Here is a 13,270-nt window from a genome sequence, read left to right on the forward strand (position 1 = left end):
ATGAGTGACAGACAGTCCATTGTTTCACCGATTCTGGCCCTTGCGGCCATGCTGACCATCATTCCCTTCTGGACCGTCAAGGCCCAGGCGCAGGAGAAGGTCGATCTTGAACTGGTCATCGCGGCCGACGGGTCCGGGTCCATCGACGACGAGGAACTTGCCCTGCAGCGCCGAGGTTATGCGAACGCGGTTACCGACCCGACGCTATTGAGCCTGATGACCGGCGGCCTCTACGGCAAGACGGCCATCCTGTATGTCGAATGGGGGGCGGCGGACTCGGTCCACACCATCGTGGACTGGACCATTATCGGCAGCAAGGAAGATGCCGCCGCTTTCGCCGACCGCCTTCAAAACGCGCCGCGTAAGGCATTCGGCTATAATGCGATCAGCGCCGCGATCGATTATGCCGTCATTCAATTCGCGACGAACGGCATCGACGGGTTGCGGCGCATCATCGACGTCAGCGGCGATGGGCCGAATATCAATGCCCGCCCCGTGACAATGGCCCGCGACGATGCGGTCGCCCAGGGAATCACGATCAACGCCCTGGTGGTCAAGACCCGCGGCGGCGGATATCGGGGCCCAGGGGGCATGCCGCTTGAGGAACATTACAAGCAGCATGTCATCGGTGGGCCCGGCGCCTTCGTTCGCATCGCCGACAAGGACACCAGCTTCGCGGAAGCGGTCCGGAACAAGATGCTTCTCGAAGTCGCGCGGGGGATACCGCAAACGGCGGAGGGGCCGCAGGACGAGAATCGGATCATCATCGACTGAATAACTCAAGGGTTCGGGGGAACGGTGCGATGACCGAGAAAACTGATCTGGCCCAGGCCTCGGCCACGGAGCTTTTGGCCCTGTATCGCAGCGGGGAAGCCTCACCCGTCGAGGTGATCCGGGACGTCATCGACCGCTATGAACGGTTCGAAGACGCGGTGAACGCCTTCGTTCATTTCGATGCCGAAGCCGCGTTGAGCGCCGCCAAGGCATCCGAGGAACGATGGCTGAACAAGGAGCCGCTCGGCCTTGTCGACGGCGTTCCCGCCACGATCAAGGACCTTGTCCTGATGAAGGACGTGCCGACCCGCCGCGGATCGCTGACGAGCGACGACACGCCTGCCGTCGAGGATGCGCCTGTGACCGCCAGGTTACGCGAACAGGGCGCCATTCTATTGGGTAAGACGACGACGCCCGAATTCGGTTGGAAGCCGCTGACGGACAGCCCCCTGACCGGAATCACCCGAAATCCGTGGGATACCAGCCGCACGCCGGGCGGCAGCAGCGGCGGGGCGGCATCCGCCTGCGCGCTGGGCATCGGGGCCTTGCATATCGGCACAGACGGCGGCGGGTCGATTCGCATACCGGCGGCTTTCACGGGCATATTCGGGATCAAGCAGACCTTCGGCCTCGTGCCTGCCTACCCCCTGTCGCCCATGGGAACCGTCGCCCATGTCGGTCCGATGACCCGCACCGTCGCCGACTCCGCCCTGATGCTGAACGTGATCAGCCAACCGGATATCCGCGACTGGTATGCGGTGACCGACGGCGGGGAGGATTTCACCGAAACGCTGGGGGCCGGCGTGGCCGAAATGCGGATCGCCTTCAGCATGGATCTCGGCTATGCATCCGTCGCACCGGACGTGCAGGACAAGGTGCGCGCCGCGGTAAAGGTTTTCGAGGATCTCGGCGCAACGGTTGTGGAAGTCGATCCCGGTTTCGCCTGTCCGGCCGTCACGTTCAACAGGCATTGGTATGCCGGCGCGGCATCCATCGCCCGCGGTTTTACCGACAAGCAGATGGCAATGATCGATCCCGGCCTTCGGGAGGTGATGCATACCGGCAGAAGCTTCACCCTGTTCCAATACATGGACGTCACCAAACAGCGGGAGGATCTGGCCTATCACATGGCCCGGTTCCACGAGACCTATGACCTGTTGCTGACGCCGATGATGCCGGTGACGGCGGTTTCGGTCGACAACACGCTGCCCGATCCTGAGATGTCGAGCTGGCTCGATTGGACCCCGTTCAGCTATCCCTTCAACCTGACCCAGCAGCCGGCCGCCACCGTTCCCTGCGGGTTCGGTGAGGACGGATTACCGGTGGGCCTGCAGATCGTCGGTCCGAAATTCGCCGACAATCTGGTTCTGACCGCCGCCCATGCCTATGAACAGGTTTGCCCGTTCAGGATGCCCGACGCGCCGAATGTGACGCATTACGCATAGCAAGATCCGCTATTGGGCCGACACCGATTTGGCCAAAAACTTCGCACCACAGCTATGAGACCCGAAGGGATTGTAGATCTTCCCCTTCATCTCTCCCCCGGTCAGCGAGCCTCGAATGTTGAAACCACGGTTGACGATCGCCTTGCCGATCAACCTGCCCGCGTTCACCTGTCCGCGGACCTGAATTCTCTGCCCGTCGTCCAACACGATATCGCCGGCGACACTGCCCGCTTCCAGTACGAGTTCGATGGGCATCTTCTTGTCGCCCCGGCACCAGGTGGGACCCAGATTCCCCAGACCGTCCACTGTCTGGACAAAACCGACGAACTTGGAAACGCCCGGCGCAAGCGCCACTTGGTTTGTTTCTGTTGTCGAACGACCGCCATTCGCACCGGACGAAGAGGCATCCGCCTGCACAGCTTTCGCCTTCTGCTGAGCCCGGTTTTGGGCAATGGCGGCAAATTGGCCATTCGGATAACGCGCCAAATAGGCCTGATAGTCAGCCGGATCCGAACTGTTCTTGATGGACTGCCAGAAAACCATTTCAACCTGGTCGCCCGCAGTCGTTCCCTGGTTCCGTGCCTTATTCTCCAGCGAAGCGATCCGCGCCTCGGCAAGGCCTCTGAAGATACTGTCCGGATATTGGGCGAGGAAACTCTGCAGCAAGGCCGGGTCACCGCTATCCTTCACTTCATCCCATAACTGCTGTTCGATGTTGCGCTGCCGGGACAGGGCGCGCGCGGCCTGCTCCTGTTCCAGCGAGGCGATCCGCTGGGTCGCAATCGATGAGAATACGCCGTCCGGGAACTGAGCTAGATACGCGCGGAACATTTCCGGATTGTTGCTATTGGCGATCGACTTCCAGTATTCGATCTCTACCGATTGCCCAACGGGCTCTGCCGCGGGTGCGGGTGCCGGTTGCACAACGCTTTGCGCCGCCGGTTGTTCCGGCGCGGCCTCGGTGAAATAGAAATCGCCGGTCAGGGAAGAGGATTCCCAGGGCACCTGCTTTTCGTTCGTTCTCTCCATGACGGCGATGCGGACCCGCTTGAAGACATCCTCAACCTTGGTGCCAGGCTCCCGGATCGCGCGGGCGAGCGCCTGGGTGTAAGGGCTGTTCCGCCCGCTACCGTCGACCGCGACATTGCCGGGAGAGGTCGAATAGGCGAGCAGCGTGCCGCTCGGCGCGTCCATGCGCGCCAGTCCTTGCGCCGCCGAACGGGATGAGGCCGCGAAAGGGTTGTTTCGGCACGCATCCAGGATAACGATGTTGAGCCGGTTCCCGGCACGGTCCAACGCGGTCAGGAGGGTCGAGGCGCGGATCCCTTCAATGTCGATGTCCAACTCATCCTCGATCTGCGCACCGACGGGGATCATATAGTTCTCGCCGCCGAACTGAACGCCGTGGCCGGCATAATAGACGAGGCCGACGGCGTCTTCGCCCGCCTCACCCAATTCCCGCCCGAAATTGACGATGGCGCGTTTCATATCGCGCTGATCGGCTTCCAGATACTCGAAGACCTCGAACCCGACATCGCGGAGGGATTGCGCGATCAGCGCGGCGTCGTTCGCCGGGTTCTTCAGCCGGCCGAATTCGTAGTCTCCATTACCGAGAACGAGAGCGAGGCGCGCCGGGGACGCATGGCTTGCAGTGGCCATCAGGACCGAAAACATGACCAGTAGAGGCAGAAGAACCCTAATTCGGACAAACACAGAAACCACCCGTAGCAACATCACCCAATTCGAGAGGAAATATAGCAAATTCAGGCAGTTCGGTCCACCACACGGCGGCACTGCACCAACCGGCCCCGTTCAAGGCCGTGTTACTTCGAAGGGGGCTGGCCCGGCACGACCGGGGCGGTCACCCGCCGGCCGACGATCTGTTCGCGGTACAGGGTGTACAGCCCGCTCGCGACGATGATCGATGCACCGATCACGGTCGGCAGATCCGGAATATCACCGAAGAAGACGAAACCGAACAGCGCGGCCCAGACCAGGATGGTATACTGATAGGGCTGCAGGACGGCCGCCGGCGCTTCCTTGAGCGCCATCACGAACAGGACATGTCCGGTGATCGACGTGCAGGCGAGCGCCAGCAACCAGAACCAGCCTTCCAAGTCCGGCCATGTCCAATAAAAGGGGCCGACGATCACGCTGAAAGCGAAGCCGACCCAAGCCATGTAGAACAGCGAGGTTTCGGAACTGTCGCCTCGGCTGACCAACCGCGTGAGGACGACATAGAGCGCGAACATGAGCGCGCCGAGCAGCACGAACATGGCGACCGGAGACACCGCGGCCACGCCCGGGCGCAGAATAATCAGGACGCCGATGAAGCCGACGCCGACGGCGGACCAGCGGCGAATCCCCACGACTTCGCCCAAGAGCGGAACCGACAAGGCGGTGATCATCAGCGGGGCAGCGGCGAAGAGCGCGTGTACGTCGGCCAGCGGCATGTAATGCACGATCCAGGCGAAAAGGCCGATCTCCACCGCGATCAGCAGACAGCGAACGATCTGCATCACCGGCCGACGGCTGGTCGCGGCCTTTTTGATACCGCCACGCTTGGCGACCCAAAGCGTCACGAACAGCGCGAAGGCCGCAAACCGGACCAGCAGGATCTGTGGCGCGTCATACTGCCCGATCAGAATTTTGGTGATGCCGTCCTGGCTGGCGAAAATGAAGACGGCCAGCAGCATCAGAAGGATGCCGCGAACGGACGAGGTTTCGGTCGATACGGATGCTGTGCTGCTCATCCCGCGTCGCTATCCCAGGACGGGCATCTGCGCAATCGTCAAACGGGAAAGGCACCCATGCAGCTAGCGCAATGGCGGTCCCGCATTGTTCTCGCTTCGCTGCGTGAGATTACCCGGGGGTGAGTTCGAAAGCGCCGGTGCACATGCCATAGGTCAGCGGGTTCCAGAACTTGCCGGTGATCTTACCGTCGGCGATATAGCCGCTGATCGACCAGGTGCTGGTATAGAAAACCTTTCCGTGGAACCGCCCTTCAGGATTGACCGTGGCGCGCACCTTGGCCGAGCCGAAGGCGGGCGACAGGATGGCACCGGTCAGCGAGTTTCCGTTCAAGCGCAGCTTCATGTCGTGCGACGCTTCGTTATTGCACAGGAAGGACGGCTGTCCGCCCGCATCCAACTGCCACGTTTTACCGACCCAACCGGCCGCGCGCGCGGCTGCTCCGCCCGCCGTCGCCGAAGACGTGACCGCCGGGGCGACGGCAACCTGCTGCGGCTGCTGCACCATCGCCGGGGCCTGAACCGTCGACTGGGTCTGAACCATCGATGGAACCTGAAACGATGATTGGGATTGAACCATTGCCGGGGCCTGAACGGATACAGGGGGCGCGACCTGTGCGACCTTGCTGCCGTCCAGATCCGCGATACGCGCCCGGGCAAGCGCGGCGAACTGCCCATTCGGGAATTTCTGGAGATAAGCCAGATAATCGCCGCGTCGATTGCTGTTGGCGATCGCTTCCCAGAAACGGAGGTCGACCTCCAACAGGTCCTGGTTGGGAGACTGACGCGATGTCGAAGTCACGGTCTGCGCGGCACCCAGCTCGTCCAACCGCGCCCGCGCCAGGCGGGCATAAAAGCCGGTCGGGAATTCCGCCAGGAACGCCTGGAACACCGTTGGGTCGCTGCTGCGCTTTATACTTTCCCACAGGGGCCCAGGCGATTGCCCGCCCAATGTCTGCGCCGGCTGGCTCACCGCGCCGCCCAGTTCAGCGATACGTTTTTCGGCGATTGAGGCGAAAAGACCGTTGGGGAAGGCCGCCAGATAACTTTGGTAGAGGTCCGGATTATTACTGTCGGATACGGACTTCCAATACTCGATTTCCACGGCCTGGTCGGTTGCGCTGCCGCCCTGCGGGGCCGGCGTGGCGACAGCGACCTGACCGCCCTCTCCGTCACTGACGAAATAGAAATCACCGGTCAGGGATGAGGCTTCCCAGGGCACCTGACGGTTGTTCGTGCGCTCCATCACCGCGACACGGACCCGCTTGAAGACATCTTCGACCTTCGCGCCCTGCGTCCGCATGGATTGCGCCAAGGCCTGGGTATAGGGGCTGTTTCGGCCGGAGCCGTCCTCGGCCACGTTTCCGGGCGAGGTGGAATAGGCGAGCAGGGTGCCGCTCGGGGCGTCCATCCGGGCCAAACCGCCGCGAACCGCCCGCGTATTCGACTGGAACGGATTGTTCCGGCAGGCATCGAGGATGACGATATTCAGGCCGTTTCCGGCCCGTTCCAGCGCCGACAGAACGATCGACGCGCGCACGCCTTCAATATCCACATCCAATTCGTCACGGATATGCGCGCCGATCGGGATCAGATAATTCTCACCGTTCACCTGCACGCCGTGGCCGGCATAATAGACCAGACCGACGGCATCCTTGCCCGCCTGCTCCAACTTACGCCCGAAATCCACCACCGCGCGCTTCAAGTCCCGCTGCGGCACATCTTGATATTCGGAAACGTCGAACCCTAATACCCGCAGCGTTGCGGCCATCAAGGAGGCGTCCTGGGCCGGATTCCTCAACGGGGCGAAGGAATAATTGCTGTTCCCGATCACCAACGCGTAGCGCCCCGCCGCATGGGCCCTTTCCGAAAGGACCGCGGCAAAGGTAAGAATGATCGCCAAAATGGCGGTCGTCAGGACATGTTTTTTGTTAACCATGGTGCTCACCTGACTACCTGAATACGAACATTAGCAGACAATACAGGGCTTTGCACCCCTTGCCTGTGCTTGCCCTCACACCCGTTGGCCGGTAGAACCGCGCCGCATTCACCGTTTCGACACCCCTCCGTCAAGGCGGTCAATTGAAGATCAGGTTTATCGTATGAACGCGCTCAGCCCCGCCGAAGCCGCCAATCACCGTCGGACTTTCGCCATCATCAGCCACCCGGACGCCGGTAAGACGACGTTGACGGAAAAACTGCTGCTGCTGGGCGGCGCCATTCACCTGGCCGGCGAAGTAAAGGCCAAGGGTGAGCGACGGCGCGCGCGGTCCGACTGGATGAAGATCGAGCAGGAACGCGGTATTTCCGTCACAACCTCGGTGATGACCTTCGAGCGCCTGGGCATCACCTACAACCTGCTGGATACGCCGGGCCACGAAGACTTTTCGGAGGATACCTACAGGACGCTGACGGCAGTCGACAGCGCGGTGATGGTCATCGACGCTGCCCGCGGTATCGAAGCGCAGACCCTGAAGCTGTTCGAGGTTTGCCGTTTGCGGGACATCCCGATCACGACCTTCGTCAACAAGATGGACCGGGAAGCACGCGACCCGTTCGAAATCATGGACGAAGTCGCTGAAACACTGGCCCTCGACGTGACGCCGCTATCCTGGCCGATCGGCATGGGCCGCGAGTTCCTCGGCTGTTATGACCTTGTCCACGACCGGCTGATCCTGATGAAGAAGGACGGCGGTGGGGAAATCATCAAGGTATCCGGCCTGGACGACCCGATCCTGGAACAGCATCTGCCAGCGGAGCGGGTCGAGGCCCTGCGGGACGAGGCCGGCCTAGCCAAGGAAGCCTGCCCGCCCTTCGACGTCGAGGCCTATCGCGCCGGACATCTGACGCCGGTCTTCTTCGGCAGTGCCCTCAGGAATTTCGGGGTGTCCGAACTGCTGCAGGGCATCGGCGACAACGCCCCGCCGCCGCGGGCCCAGGAAACCGACAAACGGGAAATCAAACCGGGCGAAGACAAGGTGACGGGCTTTGTCTTCAAGGTGCAGGCGAATATGGATCCGAAACACCGGGACCGGATTGCCTTCATGCGGATCTGTTCCGGCCGGTTCAACCGCGGCATGAAGCTGAACCATATCCGGTCAGGTAAGCAGATGGCGGTCCACAACCCGATCCTGTTCTTCGCGGAAGACCGCGAACTGGCGGACGAGGCCTGGCCCGGCGACATCATCGGTGTGCCGAACCACGGCACGCTGCGCGTCGGCGACACCTTGAGCGAGACCGAGCAAATCCGATTCACCGGCATCCCGAATTTCGCGCCGGAAATCCTCCGCCGCGTACGTCTCGACGATCCGATGAAATCCAAGCATCTGGGCCGGGCATTGGTCAGCTTGGCCGAGGAAGGCGTGACCCAGGTTTTCAAGCGTACCCTGGGCGGCGACTGGATCGTCGGCGTGGTCGGCCAATTGCAGTTGGACGTCCTCGTTACCCGGGTGGAGCAGGAATACGGCGTCAAGATCAGCCTGGAGCCGGCCCCTTTCCAGACCGCCCGCTGGGTCTATGCGGATGACAAGGCAACGCTGGATAATCTGATCAAGGGCAACAGCGCCGCAATGGCCGAGGACGGCGACGGCCAGCCGGTTTTCCTGGCCCGGAACAGTTGGGAACTGAATTATCAGCAGGAACAGAACCCCAAGGTTCAGTTCAGCGCCACCAAGGAACGGGCCTAGGCGCCTTTACCCGCCCCGCTTTCCTAGTACCCGTTTCCCTACCAAAGGCCGCGCGTCAATTCGCTAAGCGACCGCTTCTGCTTGCCGTCGGGATCGAAATTTTCGGGGGCAAGCCACGACTGAAAAGCCTGCCGCACCGCCGGCCATTCCTCCGCCGTGATCGAATACCAAGCGGTGTCGCGATTTCGCCCACGAATGATGATGTGATTGAGGAATACGCCTTCGAAACGGAAACCGAAACGCAAAGCCGCCGACCGTGACGGCGCGTTCATCGCGTCGCATTTCCACTCGACGCGCCGATAGCCGAGGCGATCGAATGCATGCACCATCATCAGGTAAATCGCTTCGGTGGTCCGGATCGACCCGCGCCAGGTTGGCCTGAACCAGATATGTCCCAGTTCGACGCATCCGTTTGCCGGCACGATGTTGAGGTAACTGACCATGCCACCCGCTTCATCGCCTTCCGGCGTGAGCAAGGCATAGAAGGACGGCTCCGCGGATCCAGCGCATTGCCTCAGCCAGGCCATGGTGCCCGCTTTATCTCCGCTCGGAACCAGCGGCATGAAGCGCCACGACGTTTCCACCGTCAGAGAGTCCTGCACCGCTTCCTGCAACAGAGCCCCTTGTTCCAGGGGATTCAACGGCGCCAGCACGACATGATCGCCCGCAAGGCGGGTCCGCCCGGGATGCACGCCGGACGGCAGGGATGAAAGGTCGTCGATGTTCGGCGCCCTTCGGTTCCGGCTGCTTGCCGCATCTTCCGGCGTCATCGATCTCATTTACGCGTCCCTCCCGCTGCGACACCGCCCAAGCACGCTGAGTTAGCGTTTTTGACCGGCACTTGTTACAAATTGCCCACAGGGCAGAACTGATACAGTGACCAGCATGTCCAAGGTCGAAACATTCCACGGTATCGACGGTTCGCTAAGGGCCATTTTGGCCGCGACGAGGGACCCGTCTTGCGTCATCCGCGTCGAAGCGGATGGGAACGCTGCCGTTGTTTGGTACAATGACGCCTTCGCTGCGCTGCCGCTCGCCAAATCGCCGGAAACAGGCATTGGCCTTCGCGATTTGATCCCGGACGGCAATGTGGAAGCGACCGTCCGCCAGTGTATCGAGACCGGTCACTCCCGCTCCATTGATCAAGCGATCCGGTCCACCGACAAACCGGGCATTTCGCATAGCCTGCACGTAACCCGCCTGGCGGATACCGCGGGGCCGGTCGCCCTGTTGACCGCCGCGCCGTCGGAACCCACGAAAGCGGTCGCGCTCGCTGATTCCTCGGGAAAACTGAACGCTGTCCTGAAACAGGCCCTTGATGCCTCGCATTCGATGATTGCCGTCCTCGATCATCAACACCGCTTTATCGATGCAAACCTTGCCTACCGCGATCGCTGGAACCTGCCGCATGATCAGGATTTGGCGGGGATCGGCCTGGAAACCATCATCGGCCGGGACCGCTATTTCATCGTCAAACCGATATTGGACGCAGTGCGATCGGACGGCGCCGTCACCTTTGAAGTGAACTTCGAGGTCGACGGCAAAAGGCCTTTACTGCGATCCACCGCCACGCCGTTGCGCTTTGGACGGGATGAGCCTGACGGAATCATTGTCGCCGCAGAAGACATTACAGAGAACACGGAAACCAGCGCCGCACTCGCCGGAACCGAAGATCTGTTGCGTCTGGTCACCGACTCCTCGCCAAACCTGCTGACCTATATCAACACTGACCTCGTCTTCCGTTTCTGCAACCGTGCCTATGCGCAGTTTTTCCACAGCACGCGGGAAGAAACCGAAGGCAAGCATATCTCGGAAATCGTCAGTCGGGAGCGCTACGAGGCCGTACTGCCCGATATCCGGCGCGCTTTTGCCGGACAGACCCGTATCAACATCGGCCGGCATATCGGCAAGGATGGCAACGAAGAACTGGTCGAATGGACATTGACCCCGCATTTCGGGTCGAACGGCAAAGTCGTCGGCGTCATTTCATCGGGCCATGTCATTACGTCGCGACTGAAAACCGAAAGCGCATTGCGCGAGAGCGAAGCGCTGTTGCGGACGGTGACCGAGGCAACCCCGACACAGATCGCCTATATCGATTTTCAGCAGAAGCTGACCTTCGCAAACCGTGCCTTCCTGGACAGTTCCGGAAACCTGTATTCGGATGTCATCGGCCAGAAGATCGAGGATGTCATCCCCCTTGCCCAGTACGACGCCTTGAAGGCCAGATTGCTTCGCGCCTTCATAAGCGGCTCCCAGGAACGGCTCAGAATCGACTGGACCGATCCGAATGGCGAGCTGCGATGCGAGGACTGGTCCATGGCCCCGCATATGGGGTCCAACGGCAAGGTGGCCGGGGTCGTGCTGGTCGGATTGGACGTCATCGACAGCGTCAAGAGCGAGGCGGCGATCCGCGAGAGCGAGGCGATGTTGAGCCTGGTGCTCGACACCGCGCCGACACTGATCGCAAGCATCGACGCGGATCTGCAATACCGTTTCGTGAACCCGGCTTTCGCTGAGTTCTCGGGGTTCTCCCAAACCGAACTGCGCGGCAGGAAAATCTCGGTCACGATGACCGCCGAGCGTTTCAAGATCGTCAAGAAAATCGCCGAACGCGCGATGTCCGGCGAGACCTTCAACTACACTGTTGGAATCCTGAACGACGACGGCGTGATGAAGGCCGTGGAATGGACAAGCAAGCCGCAATTCTACAAGGACGGCGCCAAGATCAAATACATTGACTGGACCTATACGCCGCAATTCGATGAAAACGGCAAAGTCATCGGCTATGTGACATCCGGAGTCGATATTACAGACCGGCTGGAAAATGAGCAGGCCCTGCGCGAAAGCGAGGAACGCTTCCAACTTGCGACCAGCGGATCAGCGGCGGGCCTTTGGATCTGGAACCTGGGTGACGACACCGCGTTCACCACGCCGCGGTTCCGGGAAATCCTGGGCATCGAGACCGATGAAGCCGTGATACCCACGCAGGTGGCCCTGGACCAGATAGACCCGAAGGACGCTGAGCAGGTTCTGTCGGCGATCAGGGAGCATATCGTCGACAACAAACCGCTCAATTTCGAGCTACAAATCAGTGCCCGAAAGGATCGCGAAGTCTGGGTCCATGTGCGTGCGTCGGCGGAACGCCGGGCCGATGGAATAGCAACGCGGCTGGCCGGGTCGATCCACGATATCAGTGACAGAAAGGCGGCGGAGCAGAAACTGGAGGAATCGGTTCGCGAGTTGGCGCAAGCCAACCTGGAACTGGAACGGCAAGCGGAACAGATGACGAAGTTCGCCGCCGACTACGCCGCCGAACGCGATAGGGCGGAAGCCGCGAACAAGGCGAAGTCTGACTTCCTGGCGAACATGAGCCACGAGATCCGCACCCCCATGAACGGGGTGATCGGCGGCGCCCAGCTTCTCGCCACGACCGACCTGCGTGACGAGCAGAAGAACTATCTGGAGGCAATAACCACATCCTCTGAGACCCTGCTGTCCTTGATCGACGACCTTCTCGACCTGGCGAAGATCGAGGCGGGGCATGTGGAGATCGAGGAAGTCGACTTCGCGCTGGGCGAATTGATGGAAAGCATGGAAAAGATCTTCGGCCCGCGCGCCGCCGCCAAGGGCTTGGAATTCGCCCGGCCGCCGATCGAGAACGATCCGGGGATCGTCCACGGCGACCCGACACGGCTCCGGCAAATCATCATCAATCTGCTCGGCAATGCGGTGAAATTCACCAGGAACGGATCGGTCACCCTGTCGGCCGAGATTGAGTTTGGGGAAAGTGATGGCCTGAATGTCAAATTCACGGTCACCGATACCGGCATCGGCGTGCACAAGGACCAACAGCATCGCCTGTTCGAAAAGTTCTCCCAAGCCGATAGTTCCACGACCCGTCAATTCGGCGGGACCGGGCTGGGTTTGGCGATTTGTCGCGAACTCGTCGCCCTGATGCAGGGGGAGATCGGCTTCGAAAGCGATTACATGAAAGGAAGCCGTTTCTGGTTTTCGATCCCCTTGAAGCGCGGCTCGGCAAACCCGGCGGCGCAGGACATTACCGAGGGGGCCGCGTATCTGCGCCTTCCGGCCAGGACGCTTCGGGTCCTGATTGCTGAAGACCGAGAGATCAACCAGCAACTGATCAAGGCGTTCCTGGTGAAAGCCGGCCATGAAGTGCATCTCGTGGAGAATGGCCGAGATGCATTGAAGGCACACCGGGAAAAGCGGTTCGACGTGATCCTGATGGATGTGCAAATGCCCGACATCGACGGTCTGACAGCCACCAAACTGATCCGGGAAAGCGAGTGGGAAACTGGCAGTCATACACCGATTATCGGGGTGACCGCGAATGCGATGCGAGGAAGCCGGGAACAGTTCCTGCAGGCGGGAATGGATGATTTCGTCGCGAAACCCGTGCTGCCCGACCTGCTGTTCGATGCGGTCGGCCGGTGTACGGGTTATCGCGGCCCCGATCAGGATACCCGCCCACGCAGGAACAGGTCACCGCAATCGACCATGAATGCCGGGGCCCGCACGCCCGCGCCCCCACCGCGAGCGGCCGAATAGACGCGCGGGCCAAACAGATCGCGGGGCAAGGCAGATCGCGGGG

General features: G+C 61.1%; 8 protein-coding genes. 4 read left to right on the top strand and 4 right to left on the bottom strand.

Going from position 1 to position 13,270, the window contains the following annotated elements:
• Together ACQK2G_RS16535 and ACQK2G_RS16540 are read left to right on the top strand one after the other, a co-directional pair.
• Entirely contained in the window at positions 1-774 is a 774-nt protein-coding gene (locus tag ACQK2G_RS16535; RefSeq protein ID WP_425406139.1) for a DUF1194 domain-containing protein, read from the top strand.
• 29 nt (positions 775-803) lie between these two features.
• Positions 804-2,219: an amidase gene (locus ACQK2G_RS16540; RefSeq protein ID WP_425406140.1), complete on the top strand. Its 1,416-nt coding sequence runs from the start codon at positions 804-806 to the stop codon at positions 2,217-2,219.
• A gap of 9 nt (positions 2,220-2,228) precedes the next feature.
• Here the strand turns inward: ACQK2G_RS16540 and ACQK2G_RS16545 are convergent, their stop codons facing one another.
• The 3 genes from ACQK2G_RS16545 to ACQK2G_RS16555 form a co-directional block, all read right to left on the bottom strand.
• Complete coding sequence (locus tag ACQK2G_RS16545) at positions 2,229-3,878, bottom strand: caspase family protein (protein WP_425406141.1); 1,650 nt, start codon at positions 3,876-3,878, stop codon at positions 2,229-2,231.
• Positions 3,879-4,042: 164 nt separating this feature from the next.
• Positions 4,043-4,972, bottom strand: coding sequence for a DMT family transporter (locus ACQK2G_RS16550; RefSeq protein WP_425406142.1), 930 nt, complete (start codon positions 4,970-4,972; stop codon positions 4,043-4,045).
• A 109-nt stretch (positions 4,973-5,081) separates the two neighbouring features.
• Entirely contained in the window at positions 5,082-6,908 is a 1,827-nt protein-coding gene (locus ACQK2G_RS16555; RefSeq protein ID WP_425406143.1) for a caspase family protein, read from the bottom strand.
• A gap of 163 nt (positions 6,909-7,071) precedes the next feature.
• On the opposite strand from ACQK2G_RS16555, the gene ACQK2G_RS16560 reads away from it, so the two are divergent.
• Positions 7,072-8,655 (top strand): peptide chain release factor 3, encoded by a 1,584-nt coding sequence (locus tag ACQK2G_RS16560; protein WP_425406144.1) that lies wholly within the window; start codon positions 7,072-7,074, stop codon positions 8,653-8,655.
• A 38-nt stretch (positions 8,656-8,693) separates the two neighbouring features.
• Here ACQK2G_RS16560 and ACQK2G_RS16565 read toward each other — a convergent pair whose 3' ends face one another.
• Positions 8,694-9,434 (bottom strand): GNAT family N-acetyltransferase, encoded by a 741-nt coding sequence (locus ACQK2G_RS16565; RefSeq protein ID WP_425406145.1) that lies wholly within the window; start codon positions 9,432-9,434, stop codon positions 8,694-8,696.
• A gap of 106 nt (positions 9,435-9,540) precedes the next feature.
• On the opposite strand from ACQK2G_RS16565, the gene ACQK2G_RS16570 reads away from it, so the two are divergent.
• The gene (locus ACQK2G_RS16570) at positions 9,541-13,227 is read left to right on the top strand and encodes a PAS domain-containing protein (RefSeq protein ID WP_425406146.1); all 3,687 of its coding nucleotides are present in this window, start codon (positions 9,541-9,543) and stop codon (positions 13,225-13,227) included.
• The last annotated feature ends 43 nt before the right edge of the window (positions 13,228-13,270 follow it).

It is taken from the genome of Hwanghaeella sp., from assembly GCF_965227365.1.
GTDB lineage: Bacteria > Pseudomonadota > Alphaproteobacteria > UBA8366 > Aestuariispiraceae > Hwanghaeella.